The sequence below is a fragment of the Streptococcus sp. 68 genome (genome assembly GCF_013277415.1).
GTDB lineage: Bacteria > Bacillota > Bacilli > Lactobacillales > Streptococcaceae > Streptococcus.
Window position 1 is genome coordinate 1 of sequence record NZ_VMMX01000013.1, and the last position, 25,087, is coordinate 25,087.

General features: G+C 40.3%; 22 protein-coding genes and 2 pseudogenes. 6 read left to right on the forward strand and 18 right to left on the reverse strand.

Annotated elements, in window-relative coordinates; genetic code table 11:
• The 7 genes and pseudogenes from HT720_RS08025 to HT720_RS08055 form a co-directional block, all read right to left on the reverse strand.
• Positions 1-1,452 (reverse strand): annotated as a pseudogene (locus HT720_RS08025) (hypothetical protein); the annotation flags it as partial.
• 160 nt (positions 1,453-1,612) lie between these two features.
• Positions 1,613-1,828, reverse strand: a complete 216-nt coding sequence (locus HT720_RS08030) for a YSIRK-type signal peptide-containing protein (RefSeq protein WP_173275521.1) — start codon at positions 1,826-1,828, stop codon at positions 1,613-1,615.
• Positions 1,829-1,847: 19 nt separating this feature from the next.
• Positions 1,848-2,594, reverse strand: a complete 747-nt coding sequence (locus HT720_RS08035; RefSeq protein ID WP_101514457.1) for a peptidoglycan recognition family protein — start codon at positions 2,592-2,594, stop codon at positions 1,848-1,850.
• A gap of 9 nt (positions 2,595-2,603) precedes the next feature.
• On the reverse strand, positions 2,604-4,019 hold the full coding sequence (gene ply / locus HT720_RS08040) for a cholesterol-dependent cytolysin pneumolysin (protein WP_173275524.1): 1,416 nt from the start codon (positions 4,017-4,019) through the stop codon (positions 2,604-2,606).
• A gap of 10 nt (positions 4,020-4,029) precedes the next feature.
• Positions 4,030-4,440, reverse strand: a complete 411-nt coding sequence (locus HT720_RS08045; RefSeq protein ID WP_240156333.1) for a hypothetical protein — start codon at positions 4,438-4,440, stop codon at positions 4,030-4,032.
• A complete protein-coding gene (locus HT720_RS08050; protein WP_173275527.1) occupies positions 4,433-5,041 on the reverse strand; it encodes a hypothetical protein in 609 nt (202 codons plus the stop codon). Before HT720_RS08050 ends, HT720_RS08045 begins: the two co-directional genes overlap by 8 nt.
• Positions 5,042-5,053: 12 nt before the next feature.
• Complete coding sequence (locus tag HT720_RS08055) at positions 5,054-5,512, reverse strand: DUF4231 domain-containing protein (RefSeq protein ID WP_031233612.1); 459 nt, start codon at positions 5,510-5,512, stop codon at positions 5,054-5,056.
• 550 nt (positions 5,513-6,062) lie between these two features.
• Between HT720_RS08055 and HT720_RS08060 the strand changes: the two genes are divergently transcribed.
• Positions 6,063-7,064: a hypothetical protein gene (locus HT720_RS08060; RefSeq protein ID WP_173275530.1), complete on the forward strand. Its 1,002-nt coding sequence runs from the start codon at positions 6,063-6,065 to the stop codon at positions 7,062-7,064.
• A gap of 241 nt (positions 7,065-7,305) precedes the next feature.
• On the opposite strand, the gene HT720_RS08065 is transcribed toward HT720_RS08060, so the two are convergent.
• Genes HT720_RS08065 through HT720_RS08085 form a run of 5 tightly spaced genes read right to left on the reverse strand, consistent with a single transcriptional unit; the run spans position 7,306 to position 11,495 of the window.
• Positions 7,306-7,995, reverse strand: coding sequence for a CTP--phosphocholine cytidylyltransferase (locus tag HT720_RS08065; protein ID WP_004257991.1), 690 nt, complete (start codon positions 7,993-7,995; stop codon positions 7,306-7,308).
• Positions 7,996-8,006: 11 nt separating this feature from the next.
• Complete coding sequence (locus tag HT720_RS08070; RefSeq protein WP_173275533.1) at positions 8,007-8,885, reverse strand: DMT family transporter; 879 nt, start codon at positions 8,883-8,885, stop codon at positions 8,007-8,009.
• Entirely contained in the window at positions 8,875-9,744 is an 870-nt protein-coding gene (gene licA / locus HT720_RS08075) for a choline kinase LicA (RefSeq protein ID WP_173275536.1), read from the reverse strand. Before licA ends, HT720_RS08070 begins: the two co-directional genes overlap by 11 nt.
• A 16-nt stretch (positions 9,745-9,760) precedes the next feature.
• Positions 9,761-10,783: a ribitol-5-phosphate dehydrogenase gene (locus HT720_RS08080; protein WP_049524202.1), complete on the reverse strand. Its 1,023-nt coding sequence runs from the start codon at positions 10,781-10,783 to the stop codon at positions 9,761-9,763.
• A gap of 4 nt (positions 10,784-10,787) precedes the next feature.
• On the reverse strand, positions 10,788-11,495 hold the full coding sequence (locus HT720_RS08085; RefSeq protein ID WP_173275539.1) for a 2-C-methyl-D-erythritol 4-phosphate cytidylyltransferase: 708 nt from the start codon (positions 11,493-11,495) through the stop codon (positions 10,788-10,790).
• A 439-nt stretch (positions 11,496-11,934) separates the two neighbouring features.
• On the opposite strand from HT720_RS08085, the gene tacF reads away from it, so the two are divergent.
• From tacF to HT720_RS08100, 3 genes are read left to right on the forward strand one after another with little or no spacing between them, the layout of a single operon-like run.
• Positions 11,935-13,422 (forward strand): type IV teichoic acid flippase TacF, encoded by a 1,488-nt coding sequence (tacF, locus tag HT720_RS08090; protein WP_112445190.1) that lies wholly within the window; start codon positions 11,935-11,937, stop codon positions 13,420-13,422.
• Between the two features lie 9 nt (positions 13,423-13,431).
• The gene (locus HT720_RS08095) at positions 13,432-14,235 is read left to right on the forward strand and encodes a phosphorylcholine transferase LicD (protein WP_173275542.1); all 804 of its coding nucleotides are present in this window, start codon (positions 13,432-13,434) and stop codon (positions 14,233-14,235) included.
• A 1-nt stretch (position 14,236) separates the two neighbouring features.
• Positions 14,237-15,046, forward strand: coding sequence for a phosphorylcholine transferase LicD (locus HT720_RS08100; RefSeq protein ID WP_173275545.1), 810 nt, complete (start codon positions 14,237-14,239; stop codon positions 15,044-15,046).
• A gap of 275 nt (positions 15,047-15,321) precedes the next feature.
• Here HT720_RS08100 and carB read toward each other — a convergent pair whose 3' ends face one another.
• The 6 genes from carB to HT720_RS08130 form a co-directional block, all read right to left on the reverse strand.
• Positions 15,322-18,498 carry a carbamoyl-phosphate synthase large subunit gene (gene carB / locus HT720_RS08105; protein WP_173275548.1) on the reverse strand — a complete coding sequence of 1,059 codons (3,177 nt, stop codon included), beginning with the start codon at positions 18,496-18,498 and terminating at the stop codon, positions 15,322-15,324.
• A gap of 311 nt (positions 18,499-18,809) precedes the next feature.
• Complete coding sequence (locus HT720_RS08110; RefSeq protein ID WP_000595946.1) at positions 18,810-19,889, reverse strand: carbamoyl phosphate synthase small subunit; 1,080 nt, start codon at positions 19,887-19,889, stop codon at positions 18,810-18,812.
• A gap of 49 nt (positions 19,890-19,938) precedes the next feature.
• Positions 19,939-20,862 carry an aspartate carbamoyltransferase catalytic subunit gene (locus tag HT720_RS08115; RefSeq protein ID WP_050108081.1) on the reverse strand — a complete coding sequence of 308 codons (924 nt, stop codon included), beginning with the start codon at positions 20,860-20,862 and terminating at the stop codon, positions 19,939-19,941.
• An 18-nt stretch (positions 20,863-20,880) separates the two neighbouring features.
• Entirely contained in the window at positions 20,881-21,402 is a 522-nt protein-coding gene (gene pyrR, locus HT720_RS08120) for a bifunctional pyr operon transcriptional regulator/uracil phosphoribosyltransferase PyrR (RefSeq protein ID WP_033676960.1), read from the reverse strand.
• 210 nt (positions 21,403-21,612) lie between these two features.
• On the reverse strand, positions 21,613-22,242 hold the full coding sequence (nth, locus tag HT720_RS08125; RefSeq protein ID WP_000244443.1) for an endonuclease III: 630 nt from the start codon (positions 22,240-22,242) through the stop codon (positions 21,613-21,615).
• Positions 22,242-22,784: a DUF177 domain-containing protein gene (locus tag HT720_RS08130; protein ID WP_173275551.1), complete on the reverse strand. Its 543-nt coding sequence runs from the start codon at positions 22,782-22,784 to the stop codon at positions 22,242-22,244. Before HT720_RS08130 ends, nth begins: the two co-directional genes overlap by 1 nt.
• Before the next feature lie 152 nt (positions 22,785-22,936).
• On the opposite strand from HT720_RS08130, the pseudogene HT720_RS08135 reads away from it, so the two are divergent.
• Together HT720_RS08135 and HT720_RS08140 are read left to right on the forward strand one after the other, a co-directional pair.
• A pseudogene (locus HT720_RS08135) lies at positions 22,937-23,249 on the forward strand (helicase BlpT).
• Positions 23,250-23,507: 258 nt separating this feature from the next.
• Positions 23,508-25,067, forward strand: coding sequence for an ATP-binding cassette domain-containing protein (locus tag HT720_RS08140; RefSeq protein ID WP_173275554.1), 1,560 nt, complete (start codon positions 23,508-23,510; stop codon positions 25,065-25,067).
• The last annotated feature ends 20 nt before the right edge of the window (positions 25,068-25,087 follow it).

Below are 25,087 nucleotides of genomic sequence, written 5' to 3' on the forward strand. Positions count from 1 at the left end.
TTCTAGCTCTTGAGTCTTGTTAGAAAGATCGCTCTTATTAACTGTCGCCCGTATGGTACTATCTGATAACTCGGATATGGAACCTTCGTTATCAAGCGGTCTATCCGTACCAGATGTTACCATCATTGTGACCAATCGTAATTGATCGGTTCCTAATTTATCAACACCATATTTTTGGTAGTCAGGCGGAGTAAAAGTTACTACTCCATTAGCATCTGGAAGACCACTTGAAAGGATTGTAAAGTTTTTAGCATATGGCACAACTGTATCATATCCATTATAAGTAGAGCCGCCTTTCACTAGATAAACTCTCACTTCTTGATTATTAGTTCTGTTTCTTGTATCAACTCCAGCAGGTAATCTAGCTCTAATAAATTTAGAAGGGTCTCTAAATGTCGGGTCTTGAGGAATCGTACCCGCTTTTCCTTCAAGTTCTTTATCCGTTGTAATAAATGTTGCTTTTGGAAGAGGGAGTTGTATATATCCTGTGTATATTTGTGAAAATCCTCCCTCATCTGTAGCTTTAACGGTATACTGTCTTATACCAAACTGAGTCCGTGGGATTACACCAGTTAATTGCATTATAGCCTTACGAGTACCCAAACCACTTATTTTGCTTGTAAGTCCAAGTCCCTCTATCCCGGTAATAGTCATTTCACGAATATTTTTCGTTGTTGATTCAGCTCTAAATCTTAAACCATATCCCTGATATTGGTAGTCTGAAACAGTATCCTTCGGATTTTGAGTAGGGCGTTCTACACGACCTGGAGCAAGCTTCTCTAGCTTTAAGCTAACAGCGTCACGTTTACTTCTTCGACTCCTAGTTGTTCCAGTTCCCTCTGCATCTTTTTTCAGTTGACTAGCCTTTTTATACTCCTCAAGAGCAGCATTAAAGACCTCCTGGTCAACAACCCCATCTTCCTTTGTCTGAAGTGCTTCATTTAGTTTATCGTATGCTTCTTTAAGTTTTTGGACTTGTTCTGGATTTTCAGTGCTGGTCTTCAGCTCTTGGAGGAGTTTATGGATGTTTTCTGATAGAGGATAGCTACCTGAACCATTTGTGTAGTCTGTAGCCCCCTCCGCTGTCTCCCCCTTTTCTTTGTTTTCTGTTGACACTGATACTGGAGGAGAGGCTAGCAATCCCCCACCACGTCGCCCCCGTCTAGGAGCCGGGCTCGGTTCACTCAGAGTCGCACCCCTTCCTTCTACGAGCTCGGTTGGAGAAGTGACTCCACCAGCCAAAGCCTTGTTGACCTCCTCAGTCAAGGTTTTCATAGCTTGAACTTGGGCATTGACTTCCTCTTGACTAGAGTTTGGATTCTCAAGAACAGCTTTAGCTTGTGCTAGACCTGCTTCTACACGAGCGTGAAGTTCTTTCATGGAGTCCAGCGTCAGATTAGCAAGTAAAGCTTGTAGACTGGTTTGTGCAGACTCGGCAAGTGACTTATCCACAGTAGGACGGTTTACCTCTGCTTGTTTTTCTCCCTTGCCTTCTTCGCTATCTTTTACTAGAGACTTGTTTTCATCTGATGCTTCTTGAGGCTTTTGATTACCTTGGCTAGATTGCTCGGGTTCACTAGGGGCTGTGACAAGACTTTTTTCACTTAGCTCTTCAGATCCCCCCCGAGGAATCGCTTACAAGGGCGCTGGTTCTAGTCGTTCCGTTCTCTGTCGCTGGAGAAATATCAGGCGTTTGTGCCTGCACTGTCCCATTGGCAAAAAACATCAGCGCCGCAACGGCAACGCTAGCAGCACCGAAGTGGTACTTCCTTATTGAGTAACGAAAAACCTTTTCCCCTTTGCGCTCTTCTTTACTTTTTAGTTTCATTCATTCTTCCTTCCTTTTTCTATTTGATTTCTTCTGTATAGTCTAGTGCGATCCAGCCCCTACCCGACTTCAACAAGCCCCAAGTATAGCCATCTGCTTCTTCTACCTGCATGATGGTAAAAGTCCCAAGAGGACAAAAACCTTGGTCAGGATAAGCCAGACCTGGACCTGTTCGGATGTAGAGATCATCATCTACCACACGCACTAGATACTCTCCATTCCCATCTCGAGGCTGTTCCTCTTTTGAGACTTGGAAACTATCGCCAGCATGAATCTCAGCCGCCATCTGGATGAGTCGATTTAGATCAATCCCCCCAGGGCAATCTGTAGCTGTAAATTCCTGGTGAGGATGGATGGTCTCACGATTGATTGGCAAATTATAACGATCACAAATATCTGCAATCAAACGTGCTGAGTTCCAGTAGGTTTCCTCTGCAATAGTCCAGTCAGGTTCCCCACGGTTATTTAAGTGTTCAATACCAATCGAACGCTGATTGACTTCATAGTTGCCAGCATGATAGGCAACGCTCTCTTCACCAACACACCCCCATATCTTATCAGGAGTCACCTGATAGTGAGCAGATGTGCCATGACCTGTAGAGACATACCAAGTACTTCTAGCCCCCTCATCACTCAGCCCACCATTATGGTGGATGACAATAGTATCAATATCAAGGCGATTTTGATCGCTATTCATGATTTCCTCATCCACATCTGTGATAAGTCCTGAAAACAAATCGCCATTCACTCTTTTTGTCGCAAACATTCTTCCCTCCTAGTCATTTTCTACCTTATCTTCTACCTGAGGATAAAGAGTCGTTCCCCAAATAGAAATCGTCCGCTTACGTACTAGTGGCAAATCGGTTTTTTCATAAACCGTACGCCACCATTCCCAGGCAAGTCCGGTACACTCCCTAATTTTGATAGAGAGATTGCGAACATTCCCTTTTAAAGGAATACTAGTGGTAAAATGAGCCGTCAAATCCTGCCCATTTCTGTACCAAGCCTTAGGAGTCAAAACTTCTTTACCTTGATAATCATAGGATAATTCATCCCAAGTAATGTAATATTGGGCAACATAGGCACCACTATGATCCAAGAGTAAATCTCCGTTTCTGTAAGCTGTCACCTTAGTCTCAACATAGTCTGTACTGTTTTGAAAGGTCGCAACTACATTGTCCCGTAAAAAAGAAGTTGTATAAGAAATCGGCAAACCTGGATGATCGGCTGTAAAGCGACTGCCTTCTTGAATCAAGTCCTCTACCATATCCACCTTGCCTGTTACAACTCGGGCACCCGAACTCGGGTCCCCTCCTAAAATAACCGCCTTCACTTCTGTATTGTCCAAAATCTGCTTCCACTCTGTCTGAGGAGCTACCTTGACTCCTTTTATCAAAGCTTCAAAAGCAGCCTCGACTTCATCACTCTTACTCGTGGTTTCCAACTTGAGATAAACCTGACGCCCATAAGCAACACTCGAAATATAGACCAAAGGACGATCGGCAGAAATTCCTCTCTGCCTCAAATCCTCTACCGTTACAGTATCTTGAAACACATCTCCTGGATTTTTAACAGCATCTACGCTGACTGTATAATAAATCTGCTTAAAATTGACAATCTGAATCTGCTTTTCGCCCGAATGGACAGAATTAAAATCAATATCAAGAGAATTCCCTGTCTTTTCAAAGTCAGAACCAAACTTGACCTTGAGTTGTTCCATGCTGTGAGCCGTGATTTTTTCATACTGCATTCTAGCTGGGACATTATTGACCTGACCATAATCTTGATGCCACTTGACCAACAAATCGTTTACCGCTCCGCGAACACTTGAATTGCTGGGATCTTCCACTTGGAGAAAGCTATCACTACTTGCCAAACCAGGCAAATCAATACTATAAGTCATCGGAGCACGATCGACCGCAAGAAGAGTGGGATTATTCTCTAACAAGGTCTCATCCACTACGAGAAGTGCTCCAGGATAGAGGCGACTGTCGTTGGTAGCTGTTACAGAAATATCACTTGTATTTGTCGACAGACTCCGCTTCTTTCTTTCGATAACAACAAACTCATCGGGTAGCTGATTCCCCTCTTTGATGAAACGATTTTCAATACTTTCTCCCTGATGGGTCAAGAGTTTCTTTTTATCGTAATCCATAGCTAGTATAAAGTCATTTACTGCTTTATTTGTCATCTTCTACCTCCTAATAAGTTCCTGGATTGAGTTGCATAAACTCAGACTTGTTCAGCGAAATCAGCCGTGGTTGGACTAAGTGATCCAAAACTTCCTCGTATAATTCTTCTGAGACATTGCGTCGCCGTCTGGCTAGATAAGAAGTCGGAATGACCGTATTATCCAACATAAATACCTTATCTAAGTCAATCAAGGTTGGTCTTGTAAAAGAATTACGAGCTAAATCCGGCTCTTCTATCATAAAGTTCTTGACCAAACGTCTGGTCAAGAGAGCTGGTTTGAAGGTCTGATTTTTAACCAACTCTTTGTTTTTAGTCATGCTGTTGTCAATACAAATATACATATGATTCTTCACAGCCAAATCGCTACTAATAGTCGGAAAAGGCAAATAAAGAGCTACAACATCTCCTCTCTTAATCAAGCAAGAGCACCCCCTTTTCTCCTAATGTAACATAGACAGGATTGACCAAGTCTTCTGATTGGCTCAGAATTTCCAAAGTTTGAGTTTGGCGCCCTGTCAATTTAGTAGCATCTTGTCTCTTCAATACAAAATGCTTGTCGCCAATTACCTTGACACTATAATCCTTCTCCAAAGCTGACTGGTAAATCCACATCAGATATTGTCTGTCCTGAGAACTCAAGAGAGAAGGATGTTCAAGCCTCCCGACAGCCTGATAAAAATCAAAAACAGGAGCCAAAGCCTGCCAATCTGACTGGCTAGTTGTCAAGGCTAGAAAAAGAGCTTTGCGAGCTGATACTTCTTGATTAGCCTTGAGAGTCCCTTTTCCCTCCAAGTTTTTTAGAAAGTGGGAAACTCCAGAAAGCAAATCTTTCTCTAACTGCGAGAAATAAAAACCTTGCCTTCCCAGACATAAGTCTTTCAAGTCGCTTTCTCTAGCAAATAAGAGTTCAAACAGTTGATAGTAAAAGAAAAATATCTGGCACTGGGTCGCGCTCATCTTTTCCTTATCGGCTTCTTTTTTTAACCAGAGCAAGGGCAATAGGTAGCTGGATTGATACATTTCCTCCACCTCCTACTCTTTTTTCTCTGGAGCATCTGCACTAGCTGCCACTTCTTTTGACTGGATACTTTCCCACTGGTTGATTTCCTCTGAGATAAGACCTTCGCATGTCTTGACAAATAGGGCAAAAGCCTTGGTTTTTCCTGCATATTTCTCCGTTTGGCATTGATAGAGGAATTTTTCTCTCTCCAGGAGTTGCGCAGTTTTTTGGTAAGAAATCCAGTGTTCCTTGGCATTATACAAATTGAGAATCCCCTCACACAGCAAGCCTAGACTGGACAAGGCAACCGAAATCAAACGGTAGCGATCACCTGGCATAGGAATAGCACAAAAAACAGCTATGAGGAAACCTGCCACAATTTCTGTTATTTTTAATACCTTATAGCGTCTACGATGTTGAACGCTTTTCTTTAAAAAATGAGCTATCTGTACGTCCAATCGCTCTGTCAGGTACATTTCTTCTGGCGTCATATTCGTAACCCCTTTTTATCTATTCATTCTATTCAAAAAACTAGGGTAACTGTCTAGTAGGCTTAGCAATTATTAATCATTTTGTCATGTTTTTTAGGAAAGGAAGTTTCATGTTTACATCTAGCGGAAAAGATCGTTTCTCCTACTAGCACAGTTTATCTAGCTTAATCATTATATCATAATCGGGACAATAAAACTTACTTACTTACTTACTCATGGTAGCTGATTTTATCAATGATTGCAAGCTCTGTATCTTGAAATGTCAGAATTATTAATTTTTTGTTACATACTGGTTTTTGCTATCGTGAGAAGGGAGCGTTTGGTTTTTATAGCAGAATGAAGTAATAACTGAATAAATTAGTTGAGAAATTCAAACTAATTTTTAACAATATTTTAGAAAGTAAGGTGTACTATTCCAGCTTCAATCTGCTATATCGTTTTCATTATGATCATACCTCTGTTAAGTCAAAGTTAAAATATCCTATTTAGATAGAGTGAGTATACTATATGGGAGACAAGCTAGTCCGATAAATAGAAATATCTATCATAAATGAAACAAAAACTCAAGGAATCCTATGATAAATTCAATGAAGCATTGGGGCAATCAGAAAATGGACTTGTCAATCAGGAGGTCTTTAATGCTGCACTTGAGGAGTATAAAAAGGCTGCTCATCTAAAGAAAGATGCAGAGGAAACTGGAGGAACCAGGAATCGTAGAAGTGTTTCAGGTCTTGTTTATGGGTTTGCTACAGGAAGTACCGGGAACGAAAAAAGATCTAGGGATGATTCAGGAAGAGAAAGAGACGCTCGTAATTTATATAACGGTCAAAACTTAAACGAGATACCTTTAAAATATATTGCTACTGTAGAAACTGGAACTATTAGAAATATTTCTTTATCAGGGTTCCCAACGGTGGGTAAGGACGGTAAAACTTGGGCTACAATCAAAACAAGAATTGATAGTAATGGAAAACGAGCTGTTTTAACTATTACCGGTCAGTCTCCTAAAAATCTCTATGGGCTATACAATACAACCTTAACAGTAACTGAAGGAAGCGGTCACGTGTCTAGTAAGATTCAAGAGGTTCTGTATCAACTACCAAAACCAGAATTTGATGAATCTCCACTAAATCCAGGAAAGACTGCTCAACAAGATGTAGAGGGAAAAGCAGGAGAAAAACCTATAGTTAAGGGGAAAATTCCTACTCCACCAAATGGATTCTCTAGTTCTAATATTCCGCAAGGCTCTCAATTGAAAATGTATTTGGTTCAAGGTGGACATAATGAAAATTTTGGTGGAATTGAAACCTCAGCAGAAGGTTATGACATCGTTGCATGGGGGCTAGTAGGAGCAGATGGAACATCAGTATTATATCCGACTCAGTATAAAAAGCAATCCATAGGCGATAAACCGCTACGTCTTATCGTGGCTTATGTTCAACAAGGAACAGATCGAGTACTAAATAAGGACTTAGTTTCGCCTCTGTCTAGGGATTCTATTACACCGACCTATCCGCTGGATAGGGATGGGGCTAAATCAACAAATAAATGAGCCGGAAGCTAGATAACACTCAATTGTAACCGTCCAATAACGAAGTATATTGAAAAATCTCCAGACTAGAGAACTCACTGACGGTTCCTAATCTGGAGATTTTTTATTTGTACTTTTCTTGTATAATAGATTGAAATAGGATACGAACACATTAATTTGACTTCCCCAATTGATTCGCCTAATTCCTATTTCATTTTGATGTAACTATTTTTATCGAGACTATAACTCACATACAAAATCTTTAATTTTCGTTTTTAAGAATTTCTTCTAATTTATGATAGTCTTGGACACTATCGATCTCATAGATGCTGTTGCCTTCTAATTCTTCAACATAGACATCTAGCTCTTTGATATTATCCTTAACCATATTGTCCCAGTAAAGATCAACAAATTCTCCACTTTCATAAGCCTTGTCAATAAAGCTGACAATCTTTTCTGCAGTTGGGGCATCCCAGAAAGATACACCACTAAGGATGCGACCTGCCTTACTATCAACAGTAATGTCTTGAACCTTGTAGTCATCTCCATAGACCAAGAACCATTCGTTGGTACAATCTTCACGATAGACACTAAAATAAGTCGAACGAGTCAAATCATTGCGGAACATATTTTTAAAGAGATAATTATCGGCATCAATAACATAGCTGTTGGCTAATTCTTCTTTTACAAGATAGAGAGAGTAAAAGTTATTGTAGTCAGCGTATTTATCATTGAAGACGAGGCGAACCCCATATTTTTCTTTCAAGTAATCGAATTGTTCTTTAAGGTAACCAACGATGATGATGATGTCATTGATCCCTTTTTCTTTAAGAAACTCAATTTGGTATTCAATCAAAGGTTTTTGATTAACCTGAACCAAGGCTTTAGGGGTATTTTCAGTCATAGGACGCAAGCGAGTTCCCAATCCCGCTGCTAAGATAATGGCTTTCACACGAATCTCCTTTATTCTTTAATAATAATATAAACTCCAGCAATAACGACAAGTGACGTAATAATTGTCAGCATATCTAGCGGTGCACCCAAGAAAACAACTGCGAACAAGACAGTCCAAACTACATAGCTTACGTTCAAACCTGTTGCCTTGGCTGGTTGCAAGCGATTGATAGCGATATAATAAGCCAAGTAGGAAATCATATCAAAGGCTGCAAAGACAATCATGAGACCTAGCAATTGTCCATTGGCTACTGCGGTAAATGACTGATGAGAGAAGAGCACAATCACAAGATAGGACAAGAATGAAGTCACTTGACGGATTAAGAGGGCTTCGATTTCACTCAATTCACTTTCCATGGCAAAGGAGCTAAGAACACTCTCACTTCCCCATGCAATGGCACAAACCAAAGCACAGAGAATACCAATGTAGAAGGAATTAACCTGTTCAACCTTATAGGTCTGAGCAATTATCCCTCCAATAATCAAGACAATCCCAAATACAGTATTTTTTGAAATCTTGTGCTTCAAAAAGAAGAAAGCTAATAAAACTGAAATCGCAGGATAGATAGCGGATACTGATGAAGCTAAGGAACTTCCGATATACTTAACCGCATAAAGATTGGCCTGCATACCGATAGGGCCTGCTAGCAAGGCTCCGATGATAACACTAACATTGCGAATATTTAAGAAAATTGAGAGGCGAACTTTTCCTTCTTTTACCAAGAGAAAAGCTAGTAAGATAAAGATACTCAAGAAATCGTGAGCAGCGGCCACCACAAAGGGCGACAAATCTGTAAAAATCGAAAAGATATAAGCACTAATCGTTAGACCCAACCCCCAGAAAATACCTGAGAGTAGACCAAAAGAAACTCCATTTTTAGTTTTCATCTGAACCTCCATAAGAAGCCAAACCTTTGACAGCTCTTTGGTAACGACTCACACCATAGTCACCAAAATCTGCACCTTGCTCTTCTTTATAGACTGTCCATAAACTCCAAATGATATCTTGTAAAATTTTATAAATGGTAATCTTTTCTCGAGAGACAGGTGTTTGGTCACTCTCATAGTGAGACAAGAAGTCTTCTTCCTCTTGACGAGTGAATTCAGACTCTAAAAAGAGGGCAGCCAAATCCCACATTGGATCGTTCATTGATGAATATTCCCAGTCAATCAGATAAAGTCGTCCTTGTGGTGACTCGATAAAGTTTTCAGGCACCAAATCGATATGACAAGATTTTCTGTCAACACCTAAGTCAGCCAGTCTTTTCTCTAAGGAGAAGACTTCTTCTCGAACAGTTTCATAGTTGGCATAAGGGATTTTCTCTTCAATCAAGGATTCGTATTTTTTGATTTCTTCAAAAGGAGCAAATTCTCCTCTTAATTCCTTGCCAGAAGCATGAATGGTTTGTAATATTGGAGCAATTTTATCAAATTTGGTCTTGATTGACCTTGAATCAAGCGTAATAGCAGATTCGATATACTCATTTACTTTGATACCAGCTTCAATATCAAAAAGATAATTTTTTACATCTAAGTCTAAATCCTTTAGTAGTTCAAGATTGTACTTTTCATCTTGTCGATTGATCAGTTTTTCTGTCCCTTTACCAAAGAATTTAACAATGTATTGCTTATTTGTTGTTTTGACCAAATAGTTTTGATTGGTCATTCCCCCCAATTGTTCGACACTGAGGACTTCCTCTTCTTGACTAAGTAAGGAAGAAATTTTTTCTTTAATGATTTTCTCCACAATTAACCTCCAGCACTTATACTTCCCACTTAAACACGGTTTTAAAGGCTGTGTTTAAATCGGTCGCAAAGACACGGTGAATATCTTTAATTTCTCTTACAGGTTCTTCTAGATAAAGGATATTTTTAAGACGATTGGCAAATTTCTTGACTTCCATCATTTGGATGGCATTTTCAAAATCAATACGACCAGAACGAGAGGAACCAACCAAGAGCAAGCCTTTTTCTAAGGCATCGCGAGTATTGAGATTGACTTTATATTCGCTAACTCCCATCATGAGAATTGTTCCCTGAGGACGAATGTAGCGAATTAGGTCATTTATAGCCGGTCCAGTACCATTACCACCACAACACTCAAAAGCATGGTCAAAGGCCAAATCTTCAGGAATATTATCAGTTATATAGCATTCTTTGGCAAAAGAGAAGAGTTCCAACTTTTCCCAATGACGACCAATAACCACAATCTCTGCTTCTGGCAAAGTATAGTTGATAATATTGGCAACCACAAATGCTAAACTTCCATCTCCGATAACGGCGATTCGGTCTCGCTTACTATGAGCAAGAGTCAATAGGCGATTCATAGCGTGCATACCGACACTGACAAACTCTGTAATGGCTGCAACCGTGTCTTCAATAGCATCATAAGCCACCACACGGTCTTTAGGGAGAGAAACAAACTCTCTCATAAAGCCATCAAATCCACTAGACAAGAAATGGGTCCCTGTCATGTAGTTCTCATAGAATTCTTCATCACTCTGCATAGGAGGATGATTGGGAATCATGACAACTTTTTGCCCAACCTCGTAGGTTCCTGTCGGATCAGAAATAACGGTTCCACATGATTCGTGAATCATTGCCATTGGAAGTTTTTTATTCAAAATCTTTGGATCACGTTTCCCTTGGTAGTAACGCTGATCCGCATGACAGACCGCCATATAATTAGGACGGATAAGGATATGATTTTCTTGGTCAATAGCCTCTTCCTGATATTTGACATTGATAAACTTGGGCTTAGTTAGTTGATAAATTTGATTAATCATTTTACTAGTCTTTCTCAATCATACTTTTTGCAATCTTCAAATCTGTTACGGTTGTAATCTTCAGATTTGAGTATTCACCTTTGGCCAAGGCCACATCTTTTCCTTTGATCACAAAGATTTTACATGCATCTGTCAAGATTTCTTTCTCTTCAGCAGACAGAGAGCCATAAAGGTCCATGAAGTCCTTGCAACGGAATGTTTGAGGTGTTTGTCCTTGATAAAGGTGAGCACGATTTGGAATATCTGTAATGAATTGACCATTGGTACTTTCAACGATAGTATCAACCGCTTCTACCACTGTGTCCACTGCGTCATGATTCTGGGCAAGTTGGATATTGTCCTGAATCATGCGAAGCGTAATAAATGGACGAACAGAATCGTGTGTAACAACGATATCCTCTGGAGTAAGCGGACGATAAGAATCAATGGCTTCAATGATTTTCTCAATACTTGTATTGCGGTCAGCACCACCCTTTGTAATGATGATACGTTCCTTATGAAGAGGAAGATATTTATCTACAAGATCTTCTGCATGAGAAACCCAGTCTCCATGAACCCCAACTACAATTTTTTCAATACTTGGTTCCAAGACAAATTTTTCAATTGTATGAATCAAGATAGGTCGATCACCTAGCTCTAAAAATTGTTTTGGCAAGTTACTGATTCCCATGCGTGTGCCAGTTCCACCGGCAAGAATTCCTGCATAAATCATCTATTTTCTCCTTTGTCTTACTAAAAAAACTTATTCTCTCTATTATACCACAATCTAGTCCTATCATGAAAGAAATACCGGCCCTCCCGTTCTAGAATAGAAGGATTAAGGAGTTCTATTATTCAAAGAAACTAGTCCACTTCTAGTAATGACTTGGAATTCTGTAGTCATTACCAATAAATGGCTGTGAAATTTTAGAGTTCTCCAGAATAATATAGTTTTCTTAAAGAAAACTTAAAATTAAGCTTTGAAACTTCAAAGTGATTACTTGACTTATACTCAATGAAAATCAAAAAGCAAGCTAGGAAGCTAGCCGTAAGCTGTACTTGAGTACGGTAAGGCGACGCTGACGTGGTTTGAAGAGATTTTCGAAGAGTATTACTGCCCTTCATTTCTTATTAGCTGACTTTATGATATAATGAAAAACGAGGTAAATTGAATGAAAAGTATAAAATTAAATGCTCTATCTTACATGGGAATCCGTGTCTTAAATATTATTTTTCCCATCCTAACTGGAACCTATGTCGCGCGTGTCTTGGATCGAACTGACTATGGTTACTTCAACTCTGTCGACACTATTTTGTCATTTTTCTTGCCCTTTGCGACTTATGGGGTCTATAACTACGGTTTACGGGCCATCAGTAATGTCAAGGATAACAAAAAAGATCTGAATAGAACCTTCTCCAGTCTTTTTTATTTGTGCATTGCTTGTACGATTTTGACTACCGCTGTCTATATCCTTGCCTATCCTCTCTTCTTTACAGATAATCCAATCGTCAAAAAAGTCTACCTTGTTATGGGAATTCAACTCATTGCCCAGATTTTTTCAATCGAGTGGGTCAATGAAGCTCTGGAAAATTACAGTTTTCTCTTTTACAAGACTGCCTTCATCCGTATCCTGATGCTGGTCTCTATTTTCCTGTTTGTCAAAAATGAACACGATATTGTTGTCTATACACTTGTGATGAGTTTATCGACACTAATTAACTATCTGATTAGTTATTTTTGGATTAAAAGAGACATTAAGCTTGTTAAGATTCACCTAAGTGATTTTAAACCGCTCTTTCTCCCTCTGACAGCCATGTTGGTCTTTGCTAATGCCAATATGCTCTTCACATTTTTGGATCGTCTCTTCCTCGTTAAAACAGGGATTGATGTCAACGTTAGTTACTATACCATGGCTCAACGAATTGTGACCGTTATAGCTGGTGTTGTAACAGGAGCTATCGGAGTGAGTGTGCCTCGTCTCAGTTACTATCTAGGAAAAGGCGATAAGGAAGCCTATGTCGCCCTTGTTAACAGAGGCAGTCGAATCTTTAACTTCTTTATCATCCCACTGAGCTTTGGTCTCATGGTTTTAGGACCAAATGCCATCCTACTTTACGGTAGTGAAAAATATATCGGAGGCGGTATCTTAACCTCTCTCTTCGCTTTTCGGACGATTATCCTGGCACTAGATACCATTCTTGGTTCCCAAATTCTCTTTACAAATGGTTATGAAAAACGTATCACAGTTTACACAGTCTTTGCTGGATTACTCAATTTGGGCTTAAATAGTCTCCTCTTTTTCAACCATATCGTGGCTCCTGAATACTATTTACTGACAACTATGCTATCAGAGGCCTCTCTACTTGTTTTCTATATCATTTTCATCCATAGAAAACAACTCATCCACTTAGGACATATCTTTAGCTATACTGTTCGATACTCGCTCTTTTCACTTTCCTTTGTAGCAATTTATTTCCTGATCAATTTCGTGTATCCTGTGGATATGGTCATTAATTTGCCATTTTTGATTAATACTGGTTTGATTGTCTTGATATCAGCTATCTCTTATATTGGTCTACTCGTCTTTACAAAAGATAGCATTTTCTATGAATTTTTAAACCATGTCCTAGCCTTAAAAAGTAAATTCAAAAAATCATAGGAGTTTAAAATGAAACAACTAACCATTGAAGATGCCAAACAAATTGAATTAGAAATTTTGGATTATATTGATACTCTCTGTAAAAAGCACAATATCAACTATATTATTAACTACGGTACTCTGATTGGGGCGGTTCGACATGAGGGCTTTATTCCTTGGGACGACGATATTGATTTGTCCATGCCTCGAGAAGACTACCAACGATTTATAAACATTTTTCAAAAGGAAAAAAGCAAATATAAGCTCCTTTCCTTAGAAACTGATAAGAACTACTTTAACAACTTTATCAAAATAACTGACAGTACGACTAAAATTATTGATACTCGAAATACAAAAACCTATGAGTCTGGTGTTTTTATCGATATTTTCCCTATGGATCGCTTTGATGATCCTAAGGTCATTGATACTTGTTATAAGCTGGAAAGCTTCAAACTTCTATCTTTCAGTAAACATAAAAATATTGTCTATAAAGATAACCTTTTAAAAGATTGGATACGAACAGCCTTTTGGTTGCTCCTTCGACCTGTTTCTCCTCGTTATTTCGCACATAAAATCGAGAAAGAAATTCAAAAATATAGCCGTGAGAATGGGCAGTATATGGCTTTTATCCCTTCTAAATTTAAGGAAAAGGAAATCTTTCCAAGTGGTACTTTTGATAAAACAATCGATTTGCCCTTTGAGAATTTAAGCCTTCCCGCACCTGAAAAATATGATACTATTTTGACACAATTTTATGGGGATTATATGACCTTGCCATCTGAAGAAAAACGCTTCTACAGTCATGAATTTCATGCCTACAAATTGGAGGATTAGGATGCAATATTTAGAAAAAGAAGAAATTAAAGAAATTCAACTAGCTCTGCTAGACTATATTGATGAGACTTGTAAGAAACATGATATTCCTTATTTTCTCAGTTATGGAACCATGCTTGGAGCCATCCGCCACAAAGGTATGATTCCTTGGGATGATGATATTGATATTTCCCTTTATCGTGAGGATTATGAGCGTTTACTAAAGATTATTGAAGAAGAAGATCATCCACGTTATAAGGTTCTCTCTTACGACACTTCTTCTTGGTACTTCCATAATTTCGCATCGATTTTAGACACTTCTACTGTTATCGAAGACCATGTTAAGTACAAGCGTCATGATACCAGCCTTTTCATCGATGTCTTCCCAATTGATCGATTTACAGACTTGAGCATTGTCGACAAGAGCTATAAGTATGTAGCTCTTCGTCAACTAGCTTATATCAAAAAATCACGCGCAGTTCACGGTGATAGCAAGTTAAAAGATTTTCTAAGATTATGTAGCTGGTACGCCCTCCGAGTGGTCAATCCCCGTTACTTTTACAAGAAAATTGATCAGCTGGTCAAAAATGCTGCAACCAGCACTCCTCAATATGAGGGAGGAATTGGTATTGGTAAAGAAGGAATGAAAGAAGTCTTCCCAGTTGATACCTTTAAAGAACTCATCTTAACTGAGTTTGAAGGTCGTATGTTACCAGTTCCAAAAAAATATGACCAATTTTTAACCCAGATGTATGGGGATTATATGACACCACCATCAAAGGAGATGCAAGAATGGTATAGCCACAGTATTAAAGCTTATCGCAAAAGCTGATTGATGGCAATTATACAAAGTATTGAGTGAGACTTGGAAAAAACTCAATTGCAGGAAAAAATGAAGTAAGTCCCCCCACAATAAAACGCATAATATCAAGGCTTTCGGCACCTGATATTATGCGTTTTCCTTATCTTCTTAAAGACCTTTTGTCCAACTTATTTTCCTATTTATACTCTTCGAAAATCTCTTCAAACCGTGTCAATGTCGCCTTGCCATACTCAAGTACAGCCTGCGACTAGTTTCCTAGTTTGCTCTTTGATTTTCATTGAGTATTAAATTGCTTCTGTGACAAAACTACGGCTTTCCAATACTTTGAGCATGGCGTTAGCTGTATCTAGAGCTGTGAAGAGGGGCACTCCATGTTCAATAGCTGAACGGCGAATCTGCTCACCATCTTCATCAGCAGTTCGTTTAGTTCCTACTGTATTAATGATAGCTTGAATTCTTCCTTTGCGAACAAAACTTGGAATATCCTTATCGTCATCACCAATCTTACCAACTGGTTGAGCTTGCAGACCATGACTAGCAAAGAAGGCTGCTGTCCCTTCTGTCGCGAGGATTCCATAGCCAATATTTTGGAAACGATGAGCCAAGTCCAAGGCTTCTTCTTTGGCATCATCAGCGATGGTAAATACAACGTTACCAAAGGTTGGCAAGTGTAAGTAAGAAGCTTCAAAGGCCTTATAAAGAGCTTTTTCCAAAGTAGCATCAGAACCCATAACTTCACCTGTTGACTTCATTTCAGGACCAAGTAAGCTGTCTACCTTAGCTAGTTTGGTAAAGGAGAAGACAGGTGCCTTGATATGAACGCGGGTGCTTTCAGGGTAAAGTCCATCTTGGTAGCCAAGTTCTTCAAGGTTTTGACCAAGAATGAGCTTGGTCGCTACTTGAGCCATAGGAATATTAGTTATCTTAGAAAGGAATGGAACGGTACGGCTGGCACGTGGATTGACCTCAATAACGTAGACTTTTTCATCCTTGATAACAAACTGAATGTTCATCATTCCAAGACAGTTGAGGCCGATTGCTAGGCGTTTGGTGTAGTCTGCGATGGTTTCCTGCACCTTTTGAGACAAGGTTTGCGGAGGGTAAACAGCCATTGAGTCACCTGAGTGGACACCAGCACGTTCGATATGCTCCATGATACCTGGGATAAGGACATTTTCACCATCTGAGATGGCATCAACTTCGCACTCCTGACCAACGATATAAGAATCGACAAGAACTGGGTGGTCTGGACTAGCCTTAACCGCTGTACGCATGTAAGAACGAAGATCTTCTTCATTTTCTACGATTTCCATAGCACGACCACCCAAGACATAAGATGGGCGAACGAGGACTGGGAAGCCAATCTTGCGAGCTGCAAAAACTGCTTCTTCTTCATTGGTAGCCGTTTGTCCTGGTGGCTGTGGAATATCCAAATCTTTAAGAGCTTGCTCGAAGAGGTCACGGTCTTCGGCGCGGTCTAGGTCAGAAACTTGCGTACCAAGGATGGTCACACCTGCTTTTGCCAATGGCTCCGCAAGGTTGATAGCTGTTTGACCACCAAACTGAACGATGACGCCCTTTGGTTGCTCCAAGTCAATGACATTCATAACATCTTCGAATGTCAATGGCTCAAAGTAAAGCTTATCTGATACAGAGAAGTCTGTAGAAACGGTCTCTGGGTTTGAGTTCATGATGATGGCTTCATAGCCAGCCGCCTGAATAGCCTTAACCGAGTGAACAGTTGCGTAGTCAAACTCAACCCCTTGACCTATACGGATTGGACCTGAACCTAGGACTAGGACAGATTCCTTATCAGACTTGATAGACTCGTTTTCCCAACCATAGGTTGAATAGAAATATGGTGTTTCAGAGTCAAATTCTGCCGCACAAGTATCGACCATCTTATAAACAGGAACAATCTTGTTTTCCAAACGAAGTTGGCGAACTTGGTCAGCAGTCGTTTTCCATAGTTCAGCAATCTTACGGTCTGAGAATCCATTGAGTTTGGCAGTTTTCAAAACTTCTAGATTTTGTGGATGGGCACCCAACTCCTGCTCAATTTCAAAGATGTGCAAGAGTTTATCAAGATAGAAGATATCAATCTTGGTCAATTCAGCAATTTCTTCTGGTGTGTAGCCACGACGAATTGCTTCTGATACGTAGAAGAGACGGTCATCCTGGGCTTTGACTACTTTTTCAATCAAGGCATCATCCGAAACAGATGCAAGTTCAGGCATTTCATTGTGGTGCACACCAATTTCAAGGGAACGACAAGCTTTAAGGAGAGATTCTTCGATGTTACGGCCAATCGCCATGACTTCTCCAGTCGCCTTCATCTGGGTACCTAGACGGCGCTCACCTTTTTCAAACTTGTCAAATGGGAAACGTGGAATCTTGGCAACGACATAGTCGAGAGCTGGTTCAAACATGGCATAGGTTGAACCTGTGACTGGGTTGATAACCTCATCCAAGGTCAAGCCAACTGCAATCTTGGCAGCCAATTTTGCAATCGGATAACCTGTTGCTTTTGAAGCAAGAGCTGACGAACGGGATACACGTGGATTTACTTCAATGACGTAATACTTAAAGCTGTGTGGATCAAGGGCTAGCTGAACGTTACATCCACCTTCAATCTTAAGGGCACGAATGATGCTCAAGCTCGCATCACGAAGCATTTGGTTTTCATAGTCTGACATGGTTTGCGCAGGAGCAAATACAATGGAATCCCCTGTGTGAATCCCAACTGGGTCAAAGTTTTCCATGTTACAAACAACCAAAGCATTGTCAGCTGAGTCACGCATCACTTCGTATTCGATTTCCTTGAAACCTGCAATCGAACGCTCAATCAAACATTGGGTCACAGGTGATAATTTCAAACCATTTTCAGCGATTTCACGCAATTCTTCCTCGTTGGCACACATACCACCACCAGTACCGCCAAGGGTAAAGGCTGGACGAACGATAACTGGGTAACCAATTGTCGCTGCAAAGGCAACAGCTTCTTCGACTGTGTTGACAATTTCAGATTCTGGAATTGGTTGGTTGAGCTCTTCCATCAATTGTTTAAAGAGGTCACGGTCCTCCGCTTGGTCAATGGCAGATAATTTGGTACCCAGAAGTTCTACCCCAAGCTCATCTAGGATACCGTTTTTAGACAATTCCATGGCCATATTGAGCCCTGTCTGACCACCAAGCGTTGGCAGCAAGGCATCTGGACGCTCCTTACGAAGAATACGAGTCACAAACTCAAGTGTAATCGGTTCGATATAGACCTTGTCCGCAATCTCCTTGTCCGTCATGATAGTTGCAGGGTTTGAATTAACCAAAACAACCTCATAACCTTCCTCTTTCAAAGACAAGCAAGCCTGTGTCCCAGCGTAGTCAAACTCAGCAGCCTGACCAATAATAATCGGACCAGAACCAATCACCATAATTTTTTGAATATCAGTACGTTTAGGCATAGTTTATGATACAAAGCCCGTAAAGAACACAGTGAAAATAGGAAACTCGGTGCAGACGCCTTCAGCGTCAAGACGATGTTTATCTTTTTCACACGGTTCTTAGGGCGTGTTCACTTCCGCGAACAATGTATCTTCTCCTTTCTATTCGTCGCCTCTCAGGGCGACATTAAATAAGATACAAAGGACGAATAGAAAGCGATTGAATTTTAGGAAACCCAGGAAGGATTGACAATCCAAGTTGGTTTCTCTAAATTCCGAGCTTTCCGTCCGTGTTCAGTTACATAAATTCTCCGACGAGCTTTTACTCGTTCTTAGTTTGATTGTTTAAAAGCTTCCATCATCTCGATAAACTCGTCAAATAGGTAGCTTGCGTCGTGTGGACCAGGGGCTGCATCTGGGTGGTATTGAACAGAGAAAGCAGGTTGGTATCTGTGACGCACACCTTCAACTGACTTATCATTGATTTCTTCGTGGGTGATAATCAAATGCTCTGGCAAATCCTCACGGCTAACTGCATAACCATGGTTTTGACTTGTAAAATCCACACGTCCTGTAGCAATTTCACGTACCGCATGGTTGAATCCACGGTGTCCAAATTTCATCTTATAGGTCTTAGCACCATTTGCCATTGCAAAGAGTTGATGCCCCATACAAATACCAAAGATTGGAATTTTTCCTTGCACACCGCGAATCATATCGAGTGCCTGTGGAACATCTTCTGGGTTACCTGGACCATTTGACAACATAACTCCGTCAGGATTGAGATGGAGAATTTCTTCAGCCGTTGTCGAATAAGGAACAACGGTCACATTACAGTTGCGTTTAGAAAGTTCACGTAGGATTGAGTGCTTGAGACCAAAGTCCACTAACACCACGCTCAAACCAACTCCTGGAGCTGGATAGGAAGTTTTAGTAGAAACCTGCTTGATATTATCTGTCGGCAAGACTGTCGCTTGGAGCTGGTCCGTCACATGGTCCATGCTGTCCCCAACATGGGTCAAGGTTGCACGCATAGTACCATGCTTACGGATAATCTTGGTAAGGGCACGCGTATCAATTCCTGAAATACCTGGAATTTTCTTGGCTTTCAAAAATTCATCCAAGGTCATTTGGTTGCGCCAATTACTTGCTCTACGTGCTTCTTCAAAAACAACGACTCCCTTACAAGTTGGAATAATGGATTCGTAATCATCACGGTTGATTCCATAATTTCCTACCAAAGGATAAGTAAAGGTCAAGATTTGTCCATTATAAGACTGGTCTGTAATGGATTCTTGGTAGCCGGTCATCCCTGTATTAAAGACGATTTCGCCTGTAACATCAATATCTGCTCCGAAGGCCTTGCCTTCAAAAACTGTGCCATCTTCTAATACTAGAAGTCTTTTTATCATATTTTCACCTCTCGTGGACGCTCACTGGCGTCTTTTAACGTCTTGTGTTTTAGTTGGCGTTCCTACTCGCCAGTACGGATTCTAAGATTGCCATTCGAACAAAGACACCATTGGTCATTTGTTGGACAATCCGTGATTTTGGTGCTTCAACCAAGTGATCTGCGATTTCCACATCGCGATTGACTGGAGCTGGATGCATAAGGATTGCTGTTTCTTTCAAACGGTCATAACGTTCTTGAGTCAAGCCATGTTGGGCATGGTAATCTTCTTTTGAAAAGACAGCTCCACTATCATGACGTTCATGTTGCACACGGAGAAACATCATGACATCCACCTGATCAATGATTTCATCAATGGTTACAAACTGTCCATAGTCTGCAAACTCTTGACTTCTCCATTCCTCAGGTCCAGCAAAATAAAGTTCTGCACCTAAGCGTTTCAAAATCTGCATATTAGATTTGGCAACGCGTGAGTGATCCAAGTCACCTGCAATCGCAACCTTGAGACCCTCAAAATGACCAAATTCCTCATAAATAGTCATCAAATCCAGCAAGCTTTGGCTAGGATGTTGTCCCGAACCATCTCCACCATTGATGATGGAAGTCGTAATCGTGGGACTAGCAATTAACTCTCTGTAGTAATCAACCTCTGGGTGGCGAATCACACAAACGTCAACTCCTAAAGCAGACAGAGTCAAGATAGTATCATAAAGTGTCTCACCCTTATTAACCGAACTAGTTTTCACATCAAAGTCAAGTCGTTCCAGCCCCAGTTTAATCTCTGCCACTTCAAAGGACTTATGCGTCCGTGTAGAATCCTCAAAGAAAAGATTGGAAACAATCGGATGGTCTTCATAGGGAAGCTGAGCTCCGTTTTTAATCTCAATTCCTCGCTTGATCAATTTCATCACTTGATCGACAGTGAGGTCTTCCATGGACACCACATGGTTCAATGCTTGTTGGTTTTCTGACATGGCTACTCCTTTAGCTTTCTAAGCTTCTTCAGTAATCAGAACTCTGTCTTGTCCATCAAGTTCTGTCATCTCTACGATGATTTCTTCAGAACGACTAGTTGGTATGTTTTTTCCAACGTAATCTGGACGGATTGGCAATTCTCTATGTCCACGATCGACTAAAACTGCTAAACTCACGCGCGCAGGACGACCATGACCTACAATATTATCAATAGCAGCACGGATGGTACGACCTGTATAAAGCACATCATCCACCAAGATAACTTCACGGTCTGTCACATCAACAGACACCAAAGAAGTATCTTCTCCACTTTTAACATCGTCACGGAAGGGTTTAGTATCCAATTCTACAACCGGAACTGAAAGATTTTCTAGCTGTTCCAAACGTTCTTGGATTCGGTGGGCGATAAAGACACCACGAGTTTTAATACCAGCCAAGACGATTTTATTCAAATCTTTGTTGCGTTCGATAATCTCATATGTAATACGCGTAATCGCTCGTTTGACGGTCAATTCGTCTACAACTTCTTTTGTCTTCATGACAAACCTCCAAAAAGAAAAGTCTCCTTAAACAAGGAGACTTGAAATGTATAGCTAAGCAAGCCCAACTGCTAACAGCATAGACTTCACCCTTCTACTTTATCGCGCTCCTTGCCTGCCTCACGGGACAGGTTTAAAGGAATATTTAGTTATCAATTACTATAGCACAAAGCGAGCGTAAAATCAAGCAAAAACTTTTGAAACCCCATCTTATAAATTGCTAAAATCATATAACTGTGGGTACTGGTCACACTCTGGATTTTTAGGATGGCAAATGGCTCTTCCAAAATAAATCATGGCCTGATGGGCTGCTAACCACTGCTCAGGTGGTAAGATATCCATGACCCGCTTTTCCACCTCAAGAGGTGTCGCTGATTTTTTGACAATATCGTGGTGCTTACAGATACGCTCCACATGAGTATCCACTGCAAAGGCTGGAATCCCAAATCCCACACTCATGACAACATTGGCTGTCTTTCGACCAACACCTGCCAAACTCTCTAATTCCTCTCGTGTTTGAGGGACTTGACCATCAAAATCGTCTAGTAACTGTTGGGCACATTTTTTTAGGAATTTAGCCTTATTTCGATACAGTCCCAGGCGAGAAATGTGTGAGGCAATCTCACTCTCAGTCGCCACAGACATGGCTTGTGGCGTTGGAAAGGCAGCAAAGAGACCTGGTGTGGCCTTATTTACCGCTGCATCCGTTGTCTGAGCTGACAACATGACCGCAACCAAGAGTTCAAAATGATTGGTGAAATCAAGACTGGGCTTGGCATCTGGAAAAAGAGCAATGATTTCTTCTAGCACTTTTCGTGCTCGTTTTTTTGACAAGACCATTATTCGTCTCCATCAAATAGTCCTTGTAAGCCAGCAAAAGGACTGTTTTCTTCTTTCTTAACTGCTTGTTGAGCTTGGTATTCTTCCTCAGTCATGATTTGCCAGTCATTTCCTGACACAAATCCTTGACCAGCCTCTTCTTCAGCCGTCAAAACCTTGATAGGAATGTTCAGCAGGATATTGTCTGATACGCTCTCAGCAAGGTCAAGTTCTCCATTTTCGATAGGCAGGACCAAATCATCGTCTAAAACTTCTTGATCTAGCTGGTTGGTTGCTCCTTCCATGAAAACTTCCGTTACTGGATAAGATTCAACTAACTCAACTGGCTCCATACTGCGACTTGAAGTAAGAACAATGGTATAAGATAGTTGATAATCTAAGAAATACATACGATCTTCGTACTGTACTTTCCCAACTGCAAGGATATCTTTTACATCTAAAATTTCTTGATTGCGTGCACGCAGGTCTGCGGCTAGGTCTAACGTTTGTTCAAAATGCAAGCCTTCAGACTGCTTACGAATTTCTTGAATATTTAATTTCATACTTCCTCCATAAAGATTTACTCTCTTGATTATACCATGAAAAGCCTACAAATCAGCATACCAAACTTTGTAATTAACATTCGAATTTTTAACATGTTTACTATGATATTTTTTTTATTGCTATACTACATCAGAGCAAGGAGAATGCTCACATGGAAGACAAAGAACTCGGTACTAATGCAACCCAACTCCTATCCGAGTTAAATAAATAAAAGCTACCAAAACTGTAAACAGGGTAGGGCAGATGATATTCGACTACAAGAGCTACTAAATACTACTCTGCAAGAGCTCAAAAAAGCGGAAAAGTTGAACAACAGTATCTTAATAGACCTTGAGAAATTTTACCAACCTACCAGTCTTCTGATAGGTCTCGGTAGCCTAAAACTCAACGACCAAGCACGTATCTCTTGGCACAACTATGATAAATTCCATTACGATCATGTCAAACACGTACTAAGTCTTTAGGTACCTGTTTTTGGATTTTAGAGCATAGAATTTCTAGTTTTCTGTTGACAAAATTTCCTGAAAGGTATAGTATAAAGATACTAATACTCGGAGGTAAGGGAGACATGAACAACTAAGTCTATCAAATAAAGAACCTTTATTTAGTAGATCTTGTTTTTGTCTCTTTTTGTGTGCTCTTTTATGCTCTTTTCTGGCATTTTAATAGAGTTTTTTTGACAGTGACTTTGGGCTCTACTAGGTAAAGTAGAGCTTTTTGTTATGCACTATCGACATTCTAGAAAGGGCAACAATATGATAAAAATCAATCATCTAACCATCACTCAAAACAAAGATCTACGAGATCTTGTATCTGACCTAACCATGACCATCCAAGACGGGGAAAAGGTCGCTATTATTGGCGAAGAAGGAAATGGCAAATCCACCTTACTTAAAATTTTAATGGGGGAAACTTTGCCTGATTTCACTATCAGGGGAGACATTCAATCTGACTATCAGTCACTGGCCTATATTCCTCAAAAACTTCCCGAGGACCTGAAAAAGAAAACTCTACACGACTATTTCTTTTTAGATTCTATTGATTTAGACTACAGTATCCTCTATCGTTTGGCTGAGGAATTGCATTTTGATAGCAATCGATTCGCTAGCGACCAAAAGATTGGCAGTCTATCAGGGGGCGAAGCTTTGAAAATTCAGCTCATCCATGAGTTAGCTAACCCCTTTGAGATTCTATTTTTAGATGAACCTTCAAATGACTTGGATCTTGAGACGGTTGATTGGCTAAAAAATCAGATTCGAAAGATTCGGCAAACTGTTATTTTCATCTCCCATGATGAGGACTTTCTGTCTCAAACGGCCGACACTATTGTCCACTTGCGACTGGTCAAGCACCGAAAAGAAGTCGAAACGCTAGTAGAGCATTTAGACTATGATTGCTATAGTGAGCAGAGAAAGGCTAATTTTGCCAGACAAAGCCAGCAAGCAGCCAACGACCAAAGAGCCTACGATAAAACCATGGAAAAACATCGGCGAGTCAAGCAAAATGTAGAAACTGCCCTTCGAGCTACCAAAGACAGTACTGCCGGTCGCTTATTAGCTAAAAAGATGAAAAATGTTCTCTCTCAAGAAAAACGTATTGAAAAGGCAGCTCAGTCCATGACCCAAAAACCACTTGAAGAGGAAGAAATCAGACTTTTCTTCTCAGATATACAGCCATTACCGGTTTCTAAAGTCTTAATCCAACTGGAAAAAGAAAATTTGTACATTGACGACCGAGTTTTGGCTCAAGAACTACAATTAACTGTCCGTGGTCAAGAAAAAATTGGTATCATCGGCCCAAATGGTATTGGAAAATCAACTCTGTTAGTCAAATTACAACAACTTCTGAATGATAAAAGAGAGATTTCGCTTGGTTTTATGCCACAAGATTACCACAAGAAACTGCAATTGGATTTATCCCCAATAGCCTATCTCAGCAAAACTGGGGAAAAAGAGGAATTGCAGAAAATCCAATCTCACTTAGCTAGTCTCAATTTCAGTTACCCAGAAATGCAGCATCAAATTCGCTCCTTATCTGGCGGGCAACAGGGTAAACTCCTGCTTTTGGATTTAGTCTTGCGCAAACCAAACTTTCTCCTGCTGGATGAACCTACACGAAACTTTTCTCCCACTTCTCAACCCCAAATCAGAAAACTCTTTGCCACCTATCCTGGTGGTCTCATCGCTGTTTCGCATGACCGCCGTTTCTTAAAAGAGGTCTGTTCAATCATCTATCGCTTGACAGAACACGGTTTGGAGATAGTTAATTTAGAAGATTTATAAATTTGCAACATAGTAAAAAT